Origin of the sequence: Rhodohalobacter sp. 8-1 (genome assembly GCF_038150125.1) — a bacterium.
GTDB lineage: Bacteria > Bacteroidota > Rhodothermia > Balneolales > Balneolaceae > SW132.
This window is the reverse complement of sequence record NZ_JBBVMF010000010.1, coordinates 93436-115864: the sequence shown is the minus strand read 5'-3', so window position 1 is coordinate 115864 and position 22429 is coordinate 93436. Positions and strand designations below refer to the sequence as shown.

At 44.9% G+C, this 22429-nt stretch carries 14 protein-coding genes and 1 tRNA gene; 10 read left to right on the top strand and 5 right to left on the bottom strand.

All coding sequences use genetic code 11. From position 1 onward, the window contains the following. Positions 1 to 389: 389 nt before the first annotated feature. Both AABW11_RS20130 and AABW11_RS11825 read right to left on the bottom strand, forming a co-directional pair. Positions 390 to 527 (bottom strand): GIY-YIG nuclease family protein, encoded by a 138-nt coding sequence (locus AABW11_RS20130; protein ID WP_445263767.1) that lies wholly within the window; start codon positions 525 to 527, stop codon positions 390 to 392. A gap of 157 nt (positions 528 to 684) precedes the next feature. Beyond that, a tRNA-Ile gene (locus tag AABW11_RS11825) sits at positions 685 to 758 on the bottom strand. Positions 759 to 1094: 336 nt separating this feature from the next. On the opposite strand from AABW11_RS11825, the gene AABW11_RS11820 reads away from it, so the two are divergent. From AABW11_RS11820 to AABW11_RS11790, 7 genes are all read left to right on the top strand, one after another. Then, positions 1095 to 1709 (top strand): RNA polymerase sigma factor, encoded by a 615-nt coding sequence (locus AABW11_RS11820; protein ID WP_340105314.1) that lies wholly within the window; start codon positions 1095 to 1097, stop codon positions 1707 to 1709. A gap of 156 nt (positions 1710 to 1865) precedes the next feature. Next, positions 1866 to 2921, top strand: coding sequence for a FecR family protein (locus AABW11_RS11815; protein ID WP_340105313.1), 1056 nt, complete (start codon positions 1866 to 1868; stop codon positions 2919 to 2921). A gap of 46 nt (positions 2922 to 2967) precedes the next feature. Continuing rightward, positions 2968 to 6348: a SusC/RagA family TonB-linked outer membrane protein gene (locus AABW11_RS11810; protein WP_340105312.1), complete on the top strand. Its 3381-nt coding sequence runs from the start codon at positions 2968 to 2970 to the stop codon at positions 6346 to 6348. A 31-nt stretch (positions 6349 to 6379) separates the two neighbouring features. Next, complete coding sequence (locus tag AABW11_RS11805; protein WP_340105311.1) at positions 6380 to 7951, top strand: RagB/SusD family nutrient uptake outer membrane protein; 1572 nt, start codon at positions 6380 to 6382, stop codon at positions 7949 to 7951. 50 nt (positions 7952 to 8001) lie between these two features. Next, positions 8002 to 9447: a PKD domain-containing protein gene (locus AABW11_RS11800; protein WP_340105310.1), complete on the top strand. Its 1446-nt coding sequence runs from the start codon at positions 8002 to 8004 to the stop codon at positions 9445 to 9447. Positions 9448 to 9781: 334 nt separating this feature from the next. Continuing rightward, the gene (locus AABW11_RS11795; protein WP_340105309.1) at positions 9782 to 10639 is read left to right on the top strand and encodes a glycoside hydrolase family 16 protein; all 858 of its coding nucleotides are present in this window, start codon (positions 9782 to 9784) and stop codon (positions 10637 to 10639) included. An 855-nt stretch (positions 10640 to 11494) separates the two neighbouring features. After that, the gene (locus AABW11_RS11790; RefSeq protein ID WP_340105307.1) at positions 11495 to 12268 is read left to right on the top strand and encodes an outer membrane lipoprotein-sorting protein; all 774 of its coding nucleotides are present in this window, start codon (positions 11495 to 11497) and stop codon (positions 12266 to 12268) included. 18 nt (positions 12269 to 12286) lie between these two features. Here the strand turns inward: AABW11_RS11790 and AABW11_RS11785 are convergent, their stop codons facing one another. After that, on the bottom strand, positions 12287 to 12832 hold the full coding sequence (locus AABW11_RS11785; protein ID WP_340105306.1) for a hypothetical protein: 546 nt from the start codon (positions 12830 to 12832) through the stop codon (positions 12287 to 12289). Positions 12833 to 13035: 203 nt separating this feature from the next. Here AABW11_RS11785 and sucC point away from each other — a divergent pair, with 203 nt between their 5' ends. Further along, entirely contained in the window at positions 13036 to 14244 is a 1209-nt protein-coding gene (gene sucC / locus AABW11_RS11780) for an ADP-forming succinate--CoA ligase subunit beta (protein WP_340105305.1), read from the top strand. A gap of 192 nt (positions 14245 to 14436) precedes the next feature. Here sucC and AABW11_RS11775 read toward each other — a convergent pair whose 3' ends face one another. After that, positions 14437 to 16206 (bottom strand): sensor histidine kinase, encoded by a 1770-nt coding sequence (locus AABW11_RS11775; protein ID WP_340105304.1) that lies wholly within the window; start codon positions 16204 to 16206, stop codon positions 14437 to 14439. 199 nt (positions 16207 to 16405) lie between these two features. Here AABW11_RS11775 and AABW11_RS11770 point away from each other — a divergent pair, with 199 nt between their 5' ends. Beyond that, complete coding sequence (locus tag AABW11_RS11770) at positions 16406 to 19276, top strand: FAD-binding and (Fe-S)-binding domain-containing protein (protein WP_340105303.1); 2871 nt, start codon at positions 16406 to 16408, stop codon at positions 19274 to 19276. Between the two features lie 659 nt (positions 19277 to 19935). Continuing rightward, the gene (locus tag AABW11_RS11765) at positions 19936 to 20424 is read left to right on the top strand and encodes a VOC family protein (RefSeq protein ID WP_340105302.1); all 489 of its coding nucleotides are present in this window, start codon (positions 19936 to 19938) and stop codon (positions 20422 to 20424) included. Positions 20425 to 20693: 269 nt separating this feature from the next. On the opposite strand, the gene AABW11_RS11760 is transcribed toward AABW11_RS11765, so the two are convergent. Next, positions 20694 to 21986: a Gfo/Idh/MocA family protein gene (locus AABW11_RS11760; RefSeq protein ID WP_340105301.1), complete on the bottom strand. Its 1293-nt coding sequence runs from the start codon at positions 21984 to 21986 to the stop codon at positions 20694 to 20696. Between the last annotated feature and the right edge of the window lie 443 nt (positions 21987 to 22429).

Below are 22429 nucleotides of genomic sequence, written 5' to 3'. Positions count from 1 at the left end.
ATTCTTATAATATGACTTTCTTATCGAGACCACATTCTCTCTCTAAAATAGACCCTGATTAGCACTCTCTCTTATATCTTGGCCCCAAAGTGGCCCCACGAATGGGAGTGAAAGTGATCGAGTGACTCGTTTCCGGTCACTTTAGGTCGCTTTCAAACTGTAAGTTTTAGGGATTTTTGGGGTGCAGAAGTGCATAAATGGGCATTTTTGCCCTGAATTCATCCCAAAATATAAAAGTGGGCCCGGACCTCCTGCGCTGAAGCTTCGGAGATCAAGCAGTACTCATACATCAAGTAATCTTTTATTTCGCCACGCTATACCCGAACCACTCTTTAAATACCTCTCGAGATTTATAGCGATCTCTTTATTCTAAATGGCAATATAACTAGCTATCTTAAAGGGTGGTGCTCTTTCGTAGACTTGACTTTACCTTGATTATGATCGTTGAGCCGATGCTTTAATTCAGAAGTGTACCCAAAATATTGCCAATCTTCATTGACACTTCTAAGTATGTAAACGTAGTACATTTTTCTATCTCTTGATTTCTAATGTAGTGCGCGCACTCTGAAGCCTCGGCGAAGAAGTGGGCCCGGCAGGATTGAACCGCGGAGCATGCCTCCGCAAGATCAACGCCTGGGTTGACGCTGCGCCTATTAAACAAATTATAGAGGTGAGAAAAATATGTGGGCCCGGCAGGACTTGAACCTGCGACCAATCGATTATGAGTCGACTGCTCTGACCAACTGAGCTACGGGCCCTTTTCAATAAATTTCTTAAATCGGTTTCAATATCTTTTCCAGATCTCATCGGCCCGGTCACGCTTTAAGCGTGACGACCAACCCATCATGACCCGACTGCTCTGACCAACTGAGCTACGGGCCCTGGATTGTTTAAACCTGTTTCTAAACAGCTTTAAAACTACGGGCTTTCTGCAACAGATACAATTCATTTACGAAGAGAATCACGTATGTCTCTGAAATAATTCCAAAGGCAATGTCAGACCGCTTCCCACAGTTTTCATAAAAGATGCTTACACTTATTATCAAGATACTTTATGCCTTTATTGTTTGGTATCACAACAGAACTTTAATCAGATGAGAGAATCGAATTTTAAAAGCCACACCCATCTACCCTCTTCGGAGACAAAGCATAGACCGTCTCCTGAAGTGGATTTGGAGATAATATGGAAGAAAGTCCGTGAAAGCGATGAGGAGTCGCTTGGCAGACTTTTCGGGGTTACATTTGATTCACTCTACAGTTATGGATACCGCATTATTCCGCATTCTGATGACGTCCGGGATGCCATACAAGAGGTTTTTTTTCAGCTATGGAAATATCGCGAGAACCTTAGCTGCCCCAATTCGATTCGCGCCTACCTTTTCTCCTCCCTTCGCCATGAACTGTTTAATAAGAAAAAAGCGTCAAAGCGCAGAAATGAACTGTTCAATAAATACCGTATCGAGGAGTTCGACGCCCTCATTAATTATAATAGCTGGGATGAAATCCTGAAGCTTGAAGAGAAAGATAGCAAAGAATTAAAGAGAGCAATTGAGAATCTCACTCCCCGTCAGCAAGAAGCTATTTATTTAAAATATTTCGAAGGCCTTTCTACCAAAGAACTTGGCAAAGTTATGAAAATGCGCACACAGAGTGTCTACAATTTAGTCTTCAGTGCGATAAATAACCTGCGCAAATTTCTGAACAGTTAGCACCCCTGCCCCACTTCCTCCCTAATTTCAATATTAATAACCTGTTAAATCTTTTTCGTTCAGAGCTTAAAAAAACTTTAAAAAAATTCAGTAAATAAAGATTTAGCTCTTCTCTTCATAAGTAGATATCGGGGTTAATCTTCTTACTAAATCATCATGGCAAGACCTCTCTCTGAACTACTATTAAATGATTCTTTTGTCCGCTTCCTGAACGGAAACTCTTCCAAAGAAGAGGAGGCCCGCTGGATTGACTGGATGCAACAGAGCGATCAGCATGCAGAGCTGGTGGAGAAAGGCCGCAAGCTCTTAGACAAAGGCGTCTACACCTTACCTAAACCAAACGCAGAAATAGAATTTAAACGTCTGAAGAGGCGGATTCAACCCGCCGTTCATTCAGAACCTCTCGGACACCCCCGGAAAAACTCCAGAAAATTGGTATGGGCAATGATGGGTGTAGCTGCAAGTGTACTTCTCATATTCGGTTTTATAGCCGGAAACTCTTTTCTGCTTTATGAGAAGGCAGAGCAAATCCGGATAGCCACTGTGGACTACCGGGTCATGAAAACGGATTCAGGCCAAAAAACCTCCATTCAATATTCTGGCGGATCAATGATTGTTTTAAATGCAAATTCAGAAATAAAGCTCCCTCAAAAAATAGCCGGAGCCGACACCACGAATGTATGGCTTGAGGGCGAAGCATTATTTGATATTGCGCGAAAAGCAGAGTCTGAAGCTCGAACATTTATTGTTCATACGCCTAATGGAACTGTATCAGTGCTTGGTACAAAATTTTCAGTAAACACCACAAACAATCAGAGTCAGGTGGTTTTGGCTGAAGGGAGCGTACGAATTAACGTTCGGGGAGAGGATAATAAAATTGAGCTTGAGTACAATATGTCACCCGGTGAAAAAGCGCTATTCTCACAAAATTTTGAAGGGATTCAGGTTGAACAGGTAAATACGGATGTGTATACGTCATGGACCAGCAATAGCTTGGTATTTGATAATACGCCATTTTCTGATGTCATTAATCGGATTGAATTTACCTACAACATTGAAGTTAAGATAGAAAACGAGGCTCTCTTAGATAAAAAGCTTACAGGCAGATTTAACCACTCCTCTCTGAGCTTTTTACTAAAAGGCCTTTCGGAAATGGCAGACCTGCATATTGAACAGCAGCAACAAACAGTCTACATCAAAGAAAAGAACTGATTCAGTGTAAACTGATCGATTAATAATGACCTAAAACACACGTGATATGAAAACTAAAATATTATCCTTGTTAGTTTTTCTTTCTCTTCTATTGGGCATTCACCCTGTAGAGGCTAACCAAGCAAAACTTTACGTTTCAGGAACAGACTCTGAGCTGACCCAGGAACGGAAACAAACGGTGAGCCTGGAAGAGACTCTGAACAAAATTGAAAGTAACTATGATATTATCTTTTTATACGAAACCAACCTGGTAAAAGGAAAGCAGGGGCCTGCGGAAATACAGGATGGCCTTCTTAGGGATATCATTGGAGGAGTGCTAAAGCCACACAACTTAGCATTCAAATATATCGAGAACCGGACCTTTGTTATTTCCGAAATGGAAATTCCAAAGCCGGTGGCCGTTGCCGACTCCGTAACAGGCGTCGTGGTTGACCGGTCAACAAATCAAACATTACCCGGCGTAAATATTCTCATAAAAGGCCGCCCTAACCGAGGGGCCTCCACAGATATTGAAGGGCGTTATGCAGTGACAGGGATCCAGCCCGGCGATACGCTTCGCTTTTCATATATCGGATACCAGACCCGGGAAGTTCCCGTTGATGGCCAAAGCGAAATTAATGTAGCTCTGGTTCCAAACGTGCTGGAATCCGGCGATGAGATTGTGGTTGTGGGCTACGGAACGAAGAAAAGGAGTGAAATAACCGGCTCAGTATCATCCATCAGCTCCAAAACGATTGGAGAAACACCCGTTTTGCGGGTTGAACAATCTCTTCAGGGGCGTACGGCCGGTGTGTTCGTTGCTAATCAATCAGGACAACCCGGTGAAGCTCCTATCATACGAATCCGGGGTGCGGGTACCACAGGTAGTGCAGATCCGCTTTATGTAGTTGACGGAATGCCCGTTGGTGGTATTGATTATCTGAACCCCGGCTCAATCGAGTCGATCGAGGTTCTGAAAGATGCGTCTTCAGCTGCTATTTATGGCGCAAGAGCGGCAAATGGTGTTGTTCTGATCACAACAAAATCAGGCCTCCCGAACGTGACCAGTGTTTCATATGATGGTTACGCGGGGATTCAAAACCCATGGAAAAAAATAAACGTGCTTGATGCACGCCAGTATATGATGATGATGAACGAAGGTGCTGCATCTGCCGGCCTGACGATGCCATTCCCAGCGTCACCGGACGTTACGGGTGGAACCGACTGGCAAGACGCAGTATTCAACGAGAATGCTCCTATGACAAATCATCAATTCACGATTTCCGGCGGGAATGACAGAACTCAATATCTGACAGGCTTTACGATCTTCTCACAGGAAGGAATTGTTGGCGGCGACAAATCACAATTCGGCCGAAATACGTTTAACTTAAAACTCGACAGTAAAGTGAGTGACGTGTTTCGATTTGGAAACAGCTTTAACTTCACCAGAATAAACAGGAACGCCGTACTCAGCAACAGCGAATGGGGATCTCCGCTCAGTAATGCTTTAAATATGGATCCCCTCACTCCTGTCTTTGAGACAGATGCGGATGATTTGGTGAGTTATCCAAGCAGTGCCGTACAAAATGACGGGCAGTACTTTGGTATCTCCAATTATGTTACCCAGGAGATTGTAAACCCGGTCGCCCGTTTGGAGGTAACACACGGTGAAACGCAGGTCGACAAATTGGTTAACAACCTTTATGCTGAACTGGATCTTATGCCGAACCTGGTTCTCAGAGGTAGCTTTGGACTTGATGCTGCATTCGTTCAAAACGACAATTTCGTCCCAACTTTTTACCTGAACTCCTCACAGAACAACAGCCAGTCTCTGGTAAGTAAATCAGAGAACCGGTGGTACACCTGGAACCTTGAGAATACAATCTCATACCAGGAGAATTTCAGAAGTCATGACGTTTCACTTTTAGGCGGTATTTCTGCTCAGAAAGTTCAGTTTGAAGATCTCTTCGGATCAAAATCAAACCTGCTGATGACGAATCCTGCCAACGCATGGATTAACGTGGCTTCTGACGAAGAGTCGATGCAAACCGCCGGGGGTGCCTATAATGAGACCCTTCTCTCATACTTTGGCCGCGTCAGCTACAGCTATAATGAAAAATATCTGCTCGACAGTGTTTTGCGCGTTGATGGTTCATCCAAGTTTGGAGCCAACAACCGTTATGCTGTATTCCCATCTGTTTCTTTGGGATGGATTTTGAGCAATGAATCTTTCATGGATGACTACGACAACATCAACCTCCTGAAGCTTCGTGCATCCTGGGGACAGAACGGTAATCAAAACATCGGAAACTTCGCTTACACCTCAACAATAGCAACAGGATTTGGCTATACCTTTGGTGGAAACGAACGTTTCACGACTGGCTCTATTCCCTCAAGCGTACCAAACCCAAATCTAAAATGGGAAACATCCGAGCAGCTGAACTTCGGACTTGATTTGGGGCTATGGCAGGATAAGCTGATTATTAAAACAGATTACTATCAAAAAGATACGGAAGGGCTGCTGGTTAGAGCACCTATTCCGGGACACGTTGGCAACAACGCCCCAATCATTAATGGCGGCAGCGTTAGCAATGAAGGGTTCGAATTCAGCGTCGATTACCGAAACTATACGAATGACTTCAGCTACAATGTTGGGCTGAATTTTGCAGTGAACAAAAATGAAGTCACGCACATCGGTAATGCAGAAGGTGTAATTGTAGGAACAGGCTTTGCCACTTATGGTATTGTAACACGTGCAGAAGAGGGATTCCCGATTGGCTACTTCTGGGGATACGAAACCGACGGGATCTTCCAGACACAGGATGACGTGAATGCCTATGCCAATAGCGATGGAGATCTGCTTCAGCCACAGGCAGCACCTGGTGACGTTCGTTTCAAAGATCTTGATGGAAACGGCCGTATTGACGATGCTGACCGCACAATGATCGGTAATCCAACACCTGATGTAACATTTGGAATGAACTTTGGAGCCAACTATAAGCAGTTCGATATGTCTGTATTCATGCAGGGCACGCTGGGAAATGAAATTTTCAATGCAACAAGGCGCCATGATCTGTCCAGCACAAACATGCCGGTATCGTACCTTGAGCGTTGGACCGGGCCGGGCACATCCAATGACCTGCCTCGATTCACATGGAATGACAGCAACGGAAACTGGTCTAAGATCTCAGACCTTTATGTAGAAGACGGCTCTTATCTGCGAGTAAAAAATGTTCAGTTGGGCTACAATCTGCCTTTCAACATTTTAGAGAAAGTAAGCATGAGACAGGCAAGGATTTACCTCTCTGCAGACAACCTCTTCACCTTTACAGGATACAGCGGATTTGATCCGGAGATAGGGTCAGCATCACCATTTAGTGTAGGTGTAGACCGCGGGGTATATCCGCAGGCACGCAGCTACAGAATTGGTGTCTCATTTACTTTCTAACAGAATTTCAAATACCTAAAAACTTCAGATCATGAAATACTTAAAAATATTATTAGCCTTTTCGATTCTTGCGATCGCAGGCTTCATAAGCAGTTGTGATGATTTTCTAAACGTAGAACCGCTGGATCAGCGGGTTGAGTCTAACTTCTATCAAACCGAGCAAGACGCTCAGGAAGCACTTGTTGCTATTTATGACGTTCTCCAGTGGAATACCGTTGTGGGATTTCACGTACCGGAAATGTTGAGTGACATTGCCTCAGATGATGCGTATGCAGGCGGAGCGAGCCGAAACGATGCGCCAAATATTATTGAAGTGGATAAACACAACATCCGCACCACAAACGGTGAGGTGCACGGACTTTGGCAAAAATACTATACAGGTATCTACAGAGCCAACAAGTTCCTGAAGGAAGTTGAAGGGCTTGATGTTGATGAAGAGTTCAAGAGCCGTACGATGGCAGAAGCAAAATTTCTGAGGGCGTACTACTACTTTGACCTCGTTCGATTTTTCGAAAATGTACCTCTGATTACCACTCCGCTTGATAATCCTGATGAGTATAATCAGCCGCAAGCAGATCCTGCAGATGTGTATTCTCAGATTGCAAGGGATTTAATGGACGCAATTCCGAATCTGCCTGAGAGCATTGCCAATGATCAGCTTGGCCGGGTTTCAACCTGGGCTGCACGCTCGCTCATGGGCAGAGTTTACCTCTATTATTCAGGCGTTTACGGTGAAGACCTGCCGGCAGGCAACATTGTTTTTGACCGGCCGATGGCAACCCAAATGATTGATGACGTTATCAATCAGAGCGGGCACACACTGCTTGATGACTACGCCAATAACTTTAAACCTGACTTTGAGTTTAGCGAAGAGTCTGTATTTGAAATTCCTTATTCCGATTCAAGACCCTGGTGGGATTGGGGATTTATTCAAGGTGGTGAAGGTAATATGGCACCACAGATGCAGGGTCCGCGTGTAGAGCAGCCCGGAGATGAAGATTACCTTCGCGGATGGAGCTTCTCCCCTGTAACGCAGAATCTCGTGGATGCCTTTGAACCAGCCGATCCCCGTCTTGAGGCCACCGTGCTTTTTGAAAGTGAGTTTAATGAAGGTTTAACGATTGGATTTCAACACACCGGAAAGTTCACCAAGAAATACACGACTCATAAATCGTATGCTCCCTCTGATGGTCAGCTTGAATTAAACTGGGGCAACAACTACAGGGTTATACGATTTTCAGATGTATTGCTGATGGGTGCTGAGCTTCATTTAGACAGTAATCCTGCCCAGTCAAAAGCATATCTGGACCGCGTAAGAAGCCGCGCCGGTATGGCCGAAGTTGCTGCAACACTCGAAAATATCAGAAATGAGCGCAGAATTGAACTCGCACTTGAAGGTCACCGCTACTGGGATCTCCAGCGATATGGACAGAGCGAAGCAGAGCAGCACATTTCAACACCCGGAGAAATAAGAGAAGGTTATCAAGGTGATACTCCTGATTTTGAAATCTCCTACAAACCAGGAAAACAGGGACTTTTCCCTATTCCACAAAGTGAGATCGATATTTCAAACGGTCAGCTTCAACAGAACCCAGAGTACTAAGAGGCGAATCCTTTTTAATACAAAAATTTCAAACTGAAAGGACATATATTATGAAAACATCAAATAAAATCCGTTGGATACTCCCGATTCTGCTGATCATTGGATTGGGAGCCTGTGAGCCTCAAGTGCCCACTGCCCCCGATATGGATGCTCCGCCGCAATCCGACAACGTCACATTCGAGATGACGCCCAATGCTGATAACCCCAATGTTATCGAGTTTGCGAACACATCAGAAAGCTTCAAGGCTATCTGGGACTTTGGTAACGGGTCTACCGCTGAGGGTGATGTTGTTACGAGTCAATACCCGCTGGAAGGTGATTATACCGTTCAGCTCACAATCTTCACCAAATCCGGCCAGGCAGTTAATTCGAAAGTTATTACAATCGAAGAGACAAAAATATGGATGCTTGATGACCCCGATCTAAATCTACTGACCGGGGGGCTCGATAATGTGGATGGAAAAACGTGGGTCGTTGACAGTACTCAAGCCGGACACATGGGAGTTGGGCCTGTCGAAGGTAACTGGCCTGAGTGGTGGGAAGCAGCTCCAATGGCTAAACCGGGTACAGGATTATACACCGACGAGTACACATTTACTCTCCGGGGCCTGGAGTTTGACATGACAACCAACGGTTATGTATTCCTGAATGGAGCTTATGGAGATGAGATTGAAGGAACAATGGAAGCACCGGGTGGAGACCTGATGGCACCCTGGAGTGCGCCGGACGATCTCAATTTTAATTTCACTAAACAGGAGGATGGAACAATGTTCCTTACAGTTTCTGATCCTGCCTTTATTGGTTTCTTTGCCGGAACGCGCAGATATGAGATTCAGGAAATATCTGAAAACCGTTTAGCTCTCAGATTTGAAGATCCGAATGGATTAGCGTGGTATCATACACTTATTCCTAAAGGTTACGAACATCCTGTTGAAGAGCCGGAACCACTGCCCTATACCTCTGAAGAATTGTTTGATAATTTTGACGACGAGGGTAATATAGACTGGGTAACGGATCAAATCGCTGATTTCAATCCCAATTATGATAATCCTCTTCCCAGGGGAATAAATACGTCAGCCAAAGTGGCTAAGTATGAAAAAGGATCAGGCGGGGCTCATTTTTATGATAACCTCTATATTGATCCCGGATTTGAAATTGATCTGAATCAGCGAAGCACCATTCGTTTAAAGGCATACTTACCTTCATATAATGATTACGAAACAGTTGCTGTTGAAAAAGAAGCATGGTCTGATGGTATCCTTAAACAGCAGGTTGCTGTTAAACTACACGATAAAACCGGCATGGGTGATAACTCATGGCAAACTCAGGCGGAAATTATCCAGTCATTAGAAACAAATACCTGGGTGGAACTCGAGTTTGATTTCAGCGGCTTCAGCGATCGCCAGGATTTTGATCGTATCATCATTCAGATTGGTGGTGAAGCTCACGGTAATCCCGGTATATTCTTTATCGATGACTTCCAGCTGGTTGAATAAATGATTAACGTGAGTTCGAGATAAGTAAATGAGTCTAAAAAGTCCCCCTTCTCCCGTAGGGATCACTTCGTGGGAAGGGGGAAGAGTCCGCCGGCTGGCGGACGAGGGGGATGACTCTTTGAGCTAAGATTTGACTCTAATATTTATGATGAAACTTTGAGCTAACGACTTTTCATCCCCCATTGCCCCCTTCAAAGGGGGACACTCTTTACAAACTCTTATATCGAACTGACAATAATTAATACAGTTCTATTGGGGAGGAAATGACATTCCTCTCCTTTTTTATCTCATTTACATAAACGTTTAATGACATCAAGTAATAGCCCCGACTCCAATGCAAAAGTTTTCAAAAGTGATTTTGGTCCTGATACTGATTTTAAGCCTCTCATATTGCGCATCAGATAACCCGGCTAGCAGCTTCGATTACAACGAAACAGATCCAAATGATACACTCGAGCCGGGCGACCTTATCTGGTCTGATGAGTTTAATACTCCGGGCTCACCCAATAACAGCAACTGGACATACGATATCGGGCATGGAAGTGGTGGCTGGGGAAATAACGAGGTGCAATATTACACCGATGAAGAAAAAAATGTGCGGATTGAGAATGGGTTTCTCGTGATCGATGCAATTAAAGAAAGCGGTCAGTGGACATCAGCAAGAATAAAGAGCGAAGGCCTTCAATCTTTCCAATACGCTACTATTAAGGTACGTGCAAAGCTTCCGCAGGGATCAGGTACATGGCCGGCCATCTGGATGCTGGGCTCAAACTATACAGATATTGGCTGGCCCGCCTCAGGTGAAATAGACATTATGGAGCATGTAGGAAAAGATCCGGGCGTAGTTCACAGTGCACTGCATACGCCATCAAGTTACGGCAATACACAAAATAAAGGCCAGATAGAGATTCCTGATTTTCACGATGAGTTTCATATCTACGAAGCAGTATGGACGCCGGAAAGCATCATCTTTAAAGTTGATGGCGAAAGCTTCTACACCTACAGTCCGTCAGACAAAACTTCTGATAACTGGCCTTTTCATAACGACTTCTTCCTCATCATGAATATTGCGATGGGCGGAAACTGGGGAAGTGATCCGCAATATGAAACAGGGGGAATGAAAAATGGTATCGATCCAACCCTCGAACAGGTTCGCATGGAAGTAGATTATGTTCGGGTATATAAAAACTAAACGAAGGCTTATTCATTTGGCACAGATTGCCTGTCTCGCTTATTCTTTTAATCAAATAGAGCTTTAAAACACCCCTCTGTCGGCTGCCTGCCCTTGCTATTTGGGATATTGTTCCGAAGGGGAATCCCCAAATTAGGGAAAGTGTGGCTTTTATCTTTTCCTACCCAAAGGTGCAGGAATTAAACCACTTGAGAATAAACTACCTCGGGGCAGAGCCCACGAGGTATCAACTTAGAACCTATAACTTTAGGTCCAATAATGAGTTTATTCTGGAGTGTCCCCCTTCGAAGGGGGCAATGGGGGATGATCAGTTAAGTTTCTGAATCAAGTTCAGGACTTCTCTAAACTCAGAAGTCATCCCCCAGCTCACTCCGTTCGCTTCCCCCTTCAAAGGGGGACTTTTATCTTTTCCTACCCAAAGGTGCAGGAATTAAACCACTTGAGATTAAAATACTGAATCCAGAACAATCGGAGACTCTCGTTAAATACATATACGAATTATGTATGTAAACTCTACCCATGCGGTGTGCCATATTCTTAGTGGGCAGCATAGCCTCAAACGATAAATGACACAGATCTCTATTTATATGATATGCAATGGTTTAACGTCACAAACAGAGGAAATGTTAAGCAATAATTAACTTTATTCAATACTAAAATTGTGTTATATTTGAGTGGGGTTAAGGATTCTGATTGAGTTCATGTAACTTAATTCAGTGATCCTGACATTTGCCACGCCTTAACGGGCGTGGCAATTTTTATTTGTCCCCCCTCTCCTTTCTCGTTTGTCTGAACGAACACCGAAAAATCGCCGTTGTTTTCAACGGTAGTCATTTTTAAAAAACGCACTCTATTTTGAATCTCAGATCTTTCCTCATTGCTCTGCTATTGCTATTCGCTACATTTCCGGCTTTGGCTCAGGATCGGATAACTGACGAAGATGAGGCACGCAAAATCTTTGAGCAGGTGGAGGAACGGCAAAACTCTATTTCCACAGAAACAGCCGTGATGGAAATGACCATTACTGACTCTCGCGGACGCACGCGAAATCGCACGATGAAAATGTGGAGCTACACAGAAGGCGACAATTCAAGCAGTCTGATTGTATTTACAGAACCCGGAAACGTAAGCGGCACGGCTTTTCTGACTATACGGGAAAATGGCGACAGCTCCCAGAAACTTTACCTGCCCTCTGTTGGGCGTGTTCAGACTATAACGTCCGGAGAACGGGGCGACCGCTTTATGGGAAGTGATTTTACTTACGAAGATTTAGGCGATCAGCAGTCCGAGGATTATGAGTTTGTCTGGCTCGAGGAGCAGGACTCAGTGTACAGGGTTCGGGCAAATAAACCAGAGTCTGATCAATATGATTATGTTGAATTCTTTATCGATCGCGAGAGATTTACGCTAAACGAAATCCATTACTTTAACAGCAGTGATGAGATGATTAAACGGCTGGAAGCAGAAAGTTTTGAACAAGTCAGCGACAGCCTTTGGTCTCCTTCAAAAATGACAATGTATGACCTGAGGGACGACCGAAACACCCAAATTACCTGGAGCGACCGGGAAATTAATGTATCTATCCCGGACTGGCGGTTCTCGGAACGTGGACTCAGGCGTGGCATTTGATTTTACAGAATATCCTGATCAAATGCCTCTGTCTGTAACCGCCACCTGCCACCCTTCCAATGGATTCTTTGGGTTTGCGCTGCAGTGCACATACTCTTCTTCTTTTGCAACGATACCGCGCGTCACCGGTGCACGGCGTATGGCAAGGGCGGTCGCATCTATTTCCTGTGATTGATACAGTACCCGTTTATTGAGGCCTTCCTCCCAGATTATTAGCCCATTTGGCCCGTCAGATTTTCCATATTTGTTAAGCACCGGAATCATCCACGATCCCTGAAGTCCGGCCAGGCCTTCCCGGAGAACGAGCATAATTGCTTTCGAACTAAAGACCCGAAAGCCCTCGATTATATCATCAAATGTTCCCCAGGCAGTATTGCCCATCAGCAGAATTCTATCTGGTAAAATTACATACTCATATATGCGCAGGCCTCTGCGGTCGCAGCACCATTTAAGTCCGTTGCTTATCTTTACCAACATTCGCCGATCCGTAAACAGAGGAACTCCCGCCACGATTTGCAGTGAAATGTAACTCAGCTCCTTTTCTTTTCGATATCGTCGTGCCATAATAATCTCTTTTTAATCGTATGATCTTCATTGGGCATTTCCCTTACACTTTTTTCTGATGGAAGTCTGTGTGTATATTAATTCTAAGCGTTATTACACCCTTTGCCCCGGCATAAGAACTCAACTTTTTTTTACCTGCCAGTTTGGGTATTATTAGACCGAAATTGTTAAACCGTAATTTTTGATGAAAAACGTGATTGTTTATGAAAATTCATGAGTATCAGGCCAAAGAGATTTTAAAAGAGTATGGCGTTGCCGTACCCGATGGCGTTGCCGCAGATAGTGTTGATGATGCTGTGAAGGCAGCAAAAGAGATGAAGGAAAAGGGATCATCCTTGTTTGTTGTAAAAGCGATGATTCACGCCGGCGGCCGCGGAAAAGGACGAACGAAAGAGAGTAACGCTAAAGGTGTTATTCTCTGCAAAACGATTGATGAAGTAAAGCAGGCAGCCGAAGATCTTCTTGGCGATACGCTGGTCACCATTCAAACAGGTGATAAAGGCCAGAAAGTGAACACCATTTATGTGACTGATGGTGTGGATATTGAAGAAGAGTATTACCTGGGTATCCTGCTTGATCGTGGCAAAAGCAAGAACGTAATCATGGTATCTACGGAAGGTGGGGTGGAAATTGAGCAGGTAGCCGAAGAAACACCCGAAAAAATTATCAAGGAATGGGTAGAACCCGGCATGGATCTCCAGCCCAACCAGGCTCGCCGTCTGGCTTTTGCGCTCGGCCTTGAAGGCGATGCATTTAAAAAAGCAGTGAAATTTATTATGGCACTCTACAAGTGCTACGAAGAAACCGATGCCAATCTCGTTGAGATCAACCCGCTGGTAAAAACCCCCGGCGGCGATGTGATGGCACTCGATGCTAAATTCACCTTTGACGACAACGCCATGTATCGTCAAAAGGAGTATGCTGAACTGCGTGATGAATCCGAGGAAAACCCTATTGAACTCGAGGCCTCAAAATATGGCCTGAACTACATCAAGCTCGACGGCAATGTGGGCTGTATGGTAAATGGGGCCGGACTTGCTATGGCAACAATGGACATTATTAAACTTTCCGGCGGTGAACCGGCCAACTTCCTCGACGTGGGCGGTGGTGCCAATGTGGATACCGTGAAAAACGGTTTTCGAATAATCCTGGAAGATAAAAATGTGGAGGCCATCCTGATCAACATATTTGGCGGTATCGTTCGGTGCGACCGCGTTGCCAACGGCGTGATTGAAGCGATCAAAGATCCCGAGATTGCAAAGAAGGTTGAGAATGTACCGATTATTGTTCGTCTCCAGGGCACTAATGCAGTAGAAGCGAAAGAGATCATCGACAACAGCGACCTGAACGTAATTTCTGCAGTTCTGCTTAAAGAAGCTGCCGAGGCTGTTTCGAAAGTGCTTGCGGCTTGATTGAATTGAGAATAAGCAAACTTCAATTGATAAATCATATTTGAGGAGGTCCCCCTTTCCAGAAGGGATGCCCGCGACGAAAAAAGGGGAATGTTCATCATATTCTGATAAGGCCCGTTGAACACCCCTCTGTATCTCTCCGCCTGGCGGAAGACTTTTTCTCAAAATTTAAGCGGAACTGAAAACTGGATATTAAACAGCTTTTCGTTCCGCTTTCTTATTTTCTTCAGTTTGAACCGGAAACGTGAGCACAAATTGAGACCCGCCATCTGAGACGCTCCTCAGTTCGCCGCCGATCTGCTTGGTGAGAACGGTAAGCAGCGTAACGCCGAGACTTTGCATGCTATCCAGGCTGAAATCATCCGGAAGCCCATCGCCGTTATCCGTAACTGTCACCTCCACGTAACCATCCAAATCTTTAAGCGAAATTGCCACGATTCCCTCACCACACTCATTAAATGCGTGTTTAAAACAATTATTGATCAGCTCATTGCAGATCAGTCCAACCGGAACGGCAGAGGTCATATCTACTTTCACATCATCCAGGTTCAATTTTATGGACACCCGGTTATCTTTTGAATGATAAGTGTGCGAAATCATCTCAGACAGTTCACGAAGATAATCTGCCAGCTCCACTTCGGAGAATATGGTATTTTCATAGAGCTTTTCGTGAATGAGCGCAATTGATTTTATACGAGACTGTACGTTCCTGAATGCGGGCTTCAGCTCCGGATCCACTTCATCTTTTTGTAATTCTATAAGGCTGGAAACAATGGCGAGATTATTCTTTACGCGGTGATGTATTTCCGCAAGCAGTGTCTGCTTCTCGTTTAGCGATTGATCCAGTTTTTCTACCTGGTGCTTGTGCACTGAAATATCACGTACATTTCCAACGATGGCTACCGGGTTGCCGTCTTCATCATGAACAACGGCTCGTTTGTTGTTCACCCATGTGTAGGTGCCATCAGCACGTCTCACCCTGAACTCGCTGTCCTGTATAATGGTCTCTTCAACATTCTCCGACCGGTTCTGCTCCTGGCGCTTTTTCATCCGGCCGAGATCATCGGGGTGCACGCGCTGTAATATCATTTCGGGGCCGCCTTTCATCACTTCTTCAGCATCAAGTCCGAGCATATCCTTTACAGAACTACTCATATAATCGTACTGCTCCGATCCGATACTAATTTGGTATATCACGTCTCGCGAGTGATCCAATACATTGCGAAATTTATGCTCCGACCTCGCAAGTTTTGCATTTGACCCCCTCAGGTGCCGCATATATGAAATAGAGTAGTACGCCGCAAAGATGATAAATGTGGTGGATAAAAAAACATTCAGCCAAAAAATATATCCCCCAAACCTTCTGGCGGCAGAACTCATCGCATCAGAAAAATTTTGGCCTGTTACCGTCAGCCGATCGTTATAAGCAAGGATTTTGGTTGCATACTCTTCTTTTGCGGCTTCATCCAGGTTACCGTAAAGCACACGACGGTGGATTTCCTCAGCAAGCAGTGTTGATTCCCCAACCATTTTATCAGCAGTTTCCCAGATTGTAAGTGCATTTTGAATCTGTTCAAAATCGCTAAAATTCCTGAACAGCCAGATCATTACATCTACATCTTCGGCATGGTTATTTCCCTGAAGAAACCCCTCTCTAACCCGGGTATAATCTACATTTTCTAACCTCAGCTGTTCCCTGCCAATGCGATCGCCTTCAATAACTTTCAGCGACTGCAGGTATTTGTTGTAAAAAAGCTGATCTTCCGTTCTAACATACTGAAGCAGGGTGATAGTCACCTCTTTCTGGGCTTTTGACCACTCTGATTCACCACTGATATATGAGCGGCTACCCGACTGTACTTTGTTTCCAAAATAGGATACGACGCTTAAAGAGAGCCCAAGCAGAATAAAGATGGCCACAACCCGATAAAGTTTTGCTCTGCTGTTCTCTTTCTTTCTCATTCTAAACTCGTCATTTTCAGGAATCACATAGTGTTTGTTTTGCAGGCTTTTAAACGTATATACCGTAAATACTGAATTTTATGTTATGGTACCGCTCTCTTTATCGGATAAATTCAATTAATTGTAAGTTTTATGATCATTCATTGTTATTTTTCTGTTTGATCATCAGTGCCTATTCTAATTTTATTACCTTCATTTCATGATAAAAACTGACTCGCTTACCCGCCGGCTCTATGCAACCGATGCATCACTCTATGAAGAATTACCATCAGGCGTAGCGTTTCCCAAAACAGCAGATGACATACGTATGCTCGTCAATCAGTCAGCTGCCCAGAATTTCTCAATCACGGCTCGAAGTGCAGGAACAAGTCTTGCTGGTCAGACGACAGGGGAAGGAGTGATCATGGACGTGTCGCGCCACATGACAGATATCATTGAAATAAATAAGCCTGGGCACTACGCACAGGTTCGGCCCGGCGTAATACGTGATACGTTGAATCGCGAAGCGGCCAAATATGGATTGCAGTTCGGTCCTGATACGGCAACAACAAACCGAAGCATGCTTGGCGGAATGATAGGCAACAACTCTTGCGGTTCGTTCTCCATCAAGCATAAGACAACGCGGGAGCACATACTTGAGGTTGATGCGATTTTAAGTGACGGATCATCAGTTGTGTTCAACCCAGTGAGTAATGCTGAGCTTCAGGAAAAATTAAAGCTTGATACACTTGAAGGATCTATTTATCGCGGTATGATTGATCTGCTAAAAAAGCACAGGGATGATATATTTGACCACTATCCACATCCCGACATTATTCGCAGAAATACCGGCTACGCGCTGGACCGCCTCTGCGAGATGGATCCCATTACACCCGGTGGACGACCATTTAACCTGGCCGAGCTGCTGTGCGGGAGTGAAGGTACCCTGGCCATGACAGCGTCAGCTAAAGTAAACCTGGTGCCGTTACCCAAAGCCAAAACCCTGGTCATTCCGCAATTTAAATCAATTCAGGAGGCGATGCGGGCCACGGTTGAGATTGTGAAATGGAATCCGGCCGCTGTGGAGCTGGTGGATGACATTATCCTGAACGCCACAAAAGGCAACATCGAACAGAGTAAAAACCGGTTTTTCCTTGATGGTGAGCCTAAATGTATATTGATTGTACAATTTGAAGGTAATGATCTGGATGACCTTGAAAAGCACTCCGCCGGACTTGCTGCAAAGCTTAAAGATATTGGTCTGGGTTATGCACATCCGTTTCTGTCTGAGCCCGATAAAATGACGCGCGTATGGAATCTTCGCAAAGCCGGTCTTGGACTGCTGATGGGTTTGGGCCGAAAGAGTCCGTCACCCACGTTTGTGGAGGATACGGCCGTACGCGTAGAAGACCTTCCGGATTACATATCAGAGTTTCAGCAGATTCTTGACAATCACGACACAACGTGTGTGTTTTACGCTCACGCTTCGGTGGGTGAACTTCACCTGCGACCAGTGGTAGACACAATGAAGCCGGAAGGCATTCAAACAATGAAAGAGATTGCCGAAGAGGTGGCCACGCTGGTTAAAAAATATCGCGGATCTCTTTCCGGCGAGCATGGTGATGGCCGGGCACGGGCGCCTTACATCGAAACGGTTCTTGGCAGCGAAATGATGCCTCTTCTGCGAAAAACGAAAGAGATTTGGGATCCGGAGTACCGCTTCAATCCCGGAAAAATCCTCGACCCTGAACCTATTGACAGTGATTTACGCTTCAGTCCGGATTACAAGCGGCCTGATGTTCCAACCATGTTTAAATGGCGAAAAGCCGACGGTTTCGACAGTGCTATTGAGCAGTGTAACGGCGCTGGCGTCTGCCGTAAGCTTGCCGAAAGCGGCGGAACCATGTGCCCCTCCTACCACGCCACACGGGAGGAAAAAGATAACACACGAGGACGCGCAAACCTGTTTCGCCAGCTTTTTTCCGGGAAACAAAAGGAAGCATTTCGTTCTGAAGAGCTGAAGGAAGCTCTCGATCTTTGCCTGAGCTGCAAAGCGTGTAAAAGTGAGTGTCCGGCTAACGTGGATATGGCCAAAATGAAAGCGGAGTTTATGAACGGCTATCATAAAGAGAACGGGACAACTGCCGGTGAACGGTTCTTCGGGCAGCCTGAAAAGCTTTATCCCCTGGCATCACTCTTTGCTCCCGTTACGAATTTCATCAACAAACAGCCCCCGACAAAAGCCATTCTTGAGAAAGTTTTTGGAATCGATTCGCGCCGTGACCTGCCTGAGTTCGCTTCACAGACGTTCAAATCGTGGTTTAAAAAACATGAGACTGAGTTTAACATCAAGGGCACCAGGCAGGTTGTGCTAATGGTAGACCTATTCACAAATTACCACGATCCGCACATTGCAATTGCCGCCTGTAACGTTTTGCGGGCATTGGGTTTCAGCGTGATAGTTCCTGGAATTTGGCCTACAGGCCGTCCGCAAATTTCTAAAGGATTGCTTGATGAGGCCTCCGACATTTGTGAAGAGAATATCCGCCGTTTCTACCCCTTCGCAGATCTGGGGATCCCCATTGTGGGGCTCGAACCAAGTGAAATTCTCACACTCCGTGATGAATACACAGACTTATGCAGCGACGAAAGCCTGAAAAAGGCTGAAAAGATTGCAGAGAATAGTTTTCTCTGGGAGGAATTCCTGGTATTTGAACTGGCGGCATCCGAACCGGTTGATTTAGGTAAAGGCAAAAAAGTTCAGCTGCACGGGCACTGCCACACGAAAGCCCTTGTGGGAAATGATCCGCTGATGCAGGCATTCAGGGTCCTTGGATTTGCGCCGGAAGAGATGCAAACCGGGTGCTGCGGGATGGCCGGAAGTTTCGGCTATCAAAACGATAAATATGATGTATCAATGCAGGTAGGCGAGCAAACCTTGTTTCCCAAAGTTCGAGCGTTTGATGAAAACACAACCATTTGCGCCCCCGGATTTTCCTGCCGCCACCAGATTGCCGACGGGGTTCAGCGCACGGCCCAGCATCCCGCCGTAATAATGGCAGAGGGACTGACTGAAGACCTGTCAGCGTAGCCACGCGAGCTGCTCGCGTGGATTCCTGACAGCGTCTGGGTTCAGGGTTCAGGGTTCAGGGCGCAGGGTGTAGATGCATGGTTCAAACCAGGACCTCCAAGCGTGCGAACGGAGAGAGCTCCTTGAAGCGTCCGATTCATGGTGCAGGGCGCTAAGAGTGCAAGGCGCAGGTTCAAAGACCTGGTAGAGTCCCCACATGCAGTTCGTGGGATCCTGCCAGAGTCTGGAGCGAAAGGCAAGGCGCATGGTGCAAAGCGCATGATGTTTAAGACTTGCCAGATTTCCCGCGGGGCCGCTGCCAGTGTTTTTCTGGTCCCGGCACTCGAGATTTTTCCGGTCTGAATACCTTCGGGACAGGTTCCTGGTTGATCTAGGGTGCAGGGTGCAAGACAAATATTTCCGAATAATATCCTGACTCTGTTGACCAACTATAAACACAATGGTAACAATGGGCCAAAAATGGATATTGGAAAGAGAAATGTAAATGAAATGTATCAAAATTTGGCATTTTAAGGAATTATAATGCAAATTTGCTCTACTAAAATATTTCTTCTTTAAGTATTTCACTACCATAAATAATGCATACAAAACATTTTTCTATGGATTCAAAGCGGATAATGGTCATATAGTTTTGCTTAATATTCAAATAACTAAATCAAATGAAAATATATTCATTCAATCGAATTCCCTTTTACTCACTTCTTTTAACCTTTTTCATCATATTTAGCTTATCAGTATCAGAAAGTAAGGCCCAGGACTTCAATCCAGTCTTTGATCATCAGGCTATTGTGGTAAGTGACCTGGATTCATCTGCAACTTTTTATAAAGAAGTAGTGGGATTGAAAGAAATTGAAAATCAAACTGGCAAACCTACTCGTCGCTGGTTTTCATTAGGCGGGAGTCATGAGCTTCACCTGCTGGCTGATGAAATGGAAGGAGTTAAAGTCAATAAATCCATTCATTTGGCCATTACAGTTTTAAACTTTGATAATTTTGTAGATAATCTTCGAAGACGCAATATTACTTTTACAGATTGGCCGGGCGAAGAGGGTAAGGTTACTACACGCAGCGATGGAATTAAGCAAGTCTATATTATGGATCCAGATGGATATTCTATCGAAGTTAATAGTCGAGCTGAAGATCTTTAGTGGTTATATTCAACGACGTATTAAGTTGATCACATATCATGTTCGGAATATTGTTTACCTGGAAAAGGAAAAATAGGCTGCATCTGATCAATCTGCTGTCTAACATGAATACGTATTTAAAGCCTTAACCTGCATTTCTCACACAAAAAAATATGAATGAACCTATCTGATTGTTTAATAACGAATTAACCTTCATTTTAGCCTTAATCAATAAAACACTCTATCCAACGCTGCGAAATCTTTTTGTGGTCTGCGTTTTACCCGACACCTTAAACCTCGTATCCCTCCCGGTATTCTTTTGTGAGATATCCATTGGCTTCGTTATCATCAAACCGTTCGTTATCAGGATCCCACTTGAGATCTTTGCCAACCCAATAAGCAATATTTGCAATATTACAAACCGAGGCAGAGCGGTGTCCGGTTCTGGCGTCACAAATAGGAGATGTCCCGTTCTTTATTGAATCAACCCAGTTCTTGTAGTGGTTTTCGCTGTGATAGAGTTTTTGGCCGGATGACGGAATCTCTTCTGATGCAATAGATTCAGGATTTGTTTCCATAAATCCTCTTGCAAGCTGCATGGTCCCTTCCGTACCGTAGAATTCAATGCCGTGGCCTCTCCCAAACTCGTAATGGTAAACCTCAATACCATTGGCATAGCGCATCATTAACCCACGTTTCGAAACCGGTGTTTTGGGGGGTACAAGCTCAACAGGCCCTGTATTGTCCATTCCCAATGCCCACTGTACAATATCAAACATATGAGCTCCCCAGTCACTCAAAATTCCACCTCCGAACTCGGAATATCGCCGCCACATTGGCCAGCTGGAATCATCAGCCGGTGGAGCCAGAATTTCGTTAAAAGGCCGCACCTTTGCTCCTCCCAACCATCGATCCCAGTCTAAATCTTCAGGAATGGGTTCCCCTGCAAGGTCACACGGCACGGCCGGATCACCTACACTTACGATTACTTTTTGAATCTCCCCCAGATACCCGTTTCTAATCAATTCACAGGCATGCCGGAAGTGATCCCAGGATCTCTGCATCGTACCTGTTTGAAGCACGATTCCGTTATCATCCACAGCTTCCACCACCTTTCGGCCCTCGTACACCGTATGAGTCAGCGGCTTTTCGCAATACACATGCTTTCCGGCATTGGCAGCATCAATCGTTGCTTTTGCATGCCAGTGATCAGGAGTTGCAACCACTACAGCGTCAATATCATCCCTTTCCAATAATTCCCGATAATCGTGATAAATCTGAAATCCACTTTTTCTTCGGCCGTGTATTTGTTCGTAGGTATCTTCAACATGAGCGGCAAAGCGTTCCCTTTTGGATTCATACACGTCGCAACCGGCTACCACATCGGCGTCATCCAGATTTAAAAAATTATTGGACAGGCCGTAGCTTATCCGACCCGTTCCAATAAACCCAATAGACAGTTTGTCATTGGCTGACGTACTGTTTGCTGCTCTTCCAAAAACATGACCGGGAATCATGCTAATTCCTGCAGCGGTCATTAGAGATGAGCTTATGAAACGTTTTCTTGAAATATGATCACTCATGTTGTTTAAGTTCTAAATTATTGAAAGGTTTACATTCAATTAATAGAAATTGTTTTTAAAGTCAAATAAGAATTAGAATCGGCGGAAGAGGATAGTAGAGGGCCCAAAAGACATGGCATATCTATTCAACCCAAACAGAATATCGAACACCGAATATTAAATGTTGAATATCGAAGGGGATACACGTTCAGCATTCAGCGTTCATCATTCATTATTCGATATTTAGAAAGCGGATGTCTTACAGGTCTTTTTGCGTGACCTGACAGCATTTCCGGTGCTTTTTGTAGACCTCTGTCAGCGTCGCCATGTAGCTCGGGTCGCCGACCCGAGAAGGATTATAAGTCTTTAAAAAACCGAATCCATAATCTCCCTGACTAACATTTAACCCCCGAATAGCAGTAGACTATCGCTTTCAGATTGATAATTCAGACCTGAGCATTTCC

Bases quoted from the DNA above. Each gene is read 5' to 3' on its own strand.
- AABW11_RS11815 (WP_340105313.1), top strand. From the start codon at position 1,866: ATGGCAAGACCTCTCTCTGAACTACTATTAAATGATTCTTTTGTCCGC.
- AABW11_RS11820 (WP_340105314.1), top strand. From the start codon at position 1,095: ATGAGAGAATCGAATTTTAAAAGCCACACCCATCTACCCTCTTCGGAG.
- AABW11_RS11785 (WP_340105306.1), bottom strand. From the start codon at position 12,832: ATGGCACGACGATATCGAAAAGAAAAGGAGCTGAGTTACATTTCACTG.
- AABW11_RS11760 (WP_340105301.1), bottom strand. From the start codon at position 21,986: ATGAGTGATCATATTTCAAGAAAACGTTTCATAAGCTCATCTCTAATG.
- AABW11_RS11810 (WP_340105312.1), top strand. From the start codon at position 2,968: ATGAAAACTAAAATATTATCCTTGTTAGTTTTTCTTTCTCTTCTATTG.
- AABW11_RS11775 (WP_340105304.1), bottom strand. From the start codon at position 16,206: ATGAGAAAGAAAGAGAACAGCAGAGCAAAACTTTATCGGGTTGTGGCC.
- AABW11_RS11770 (WP_340105303.1), top strand. From the start codon at position 16,406: ATGATAAAAACTGACTCGCTTACCCGCCGGCTCTATGCAACCGATGCA.
- AABW11_RS20130 (WP_445263767.1), bottom strand. From the start codon at position 527: ATGTACTACGTTTACATACTTAGAAGTGTCAATGAAGATTGGCAATAT.
- AABW11_RS11765 (WP_340105302.1), top strand. From the start codon at position 19,936: ATGAAAATATATTCATTCAATCGAATTCCCTTTTACTCACTTCTTTTA.
- sucC (WP_340105305.1), top strand. From the start codon at position 13,036: ATGAAAATTCATGAGTATCAGGCCAAAGAGATTTTAAAAGAGTATGGC.
- AABW11_RS11795 (WP_340105309.1), top strand. From the start codon at position 9,782: ATGCAAAAGTTTTCAAAAGTGATTTTGGTCCTGATACTGATTTTAAGC.
- AABW11_RS11805 (WP_340105311.1), top strand. From the start codon at position 6,380: ATGAAATACTTAAAAATATTATTAGCCTTTTCGATTCTTGCGATCGCA.
- AABW11_RS11800 (WP_340105310.1), top strand. From the start codon at position 8,002: ATGAAAACATCAAATAAAATCCGTTGGATACTCCCGATTCTGCTGATC.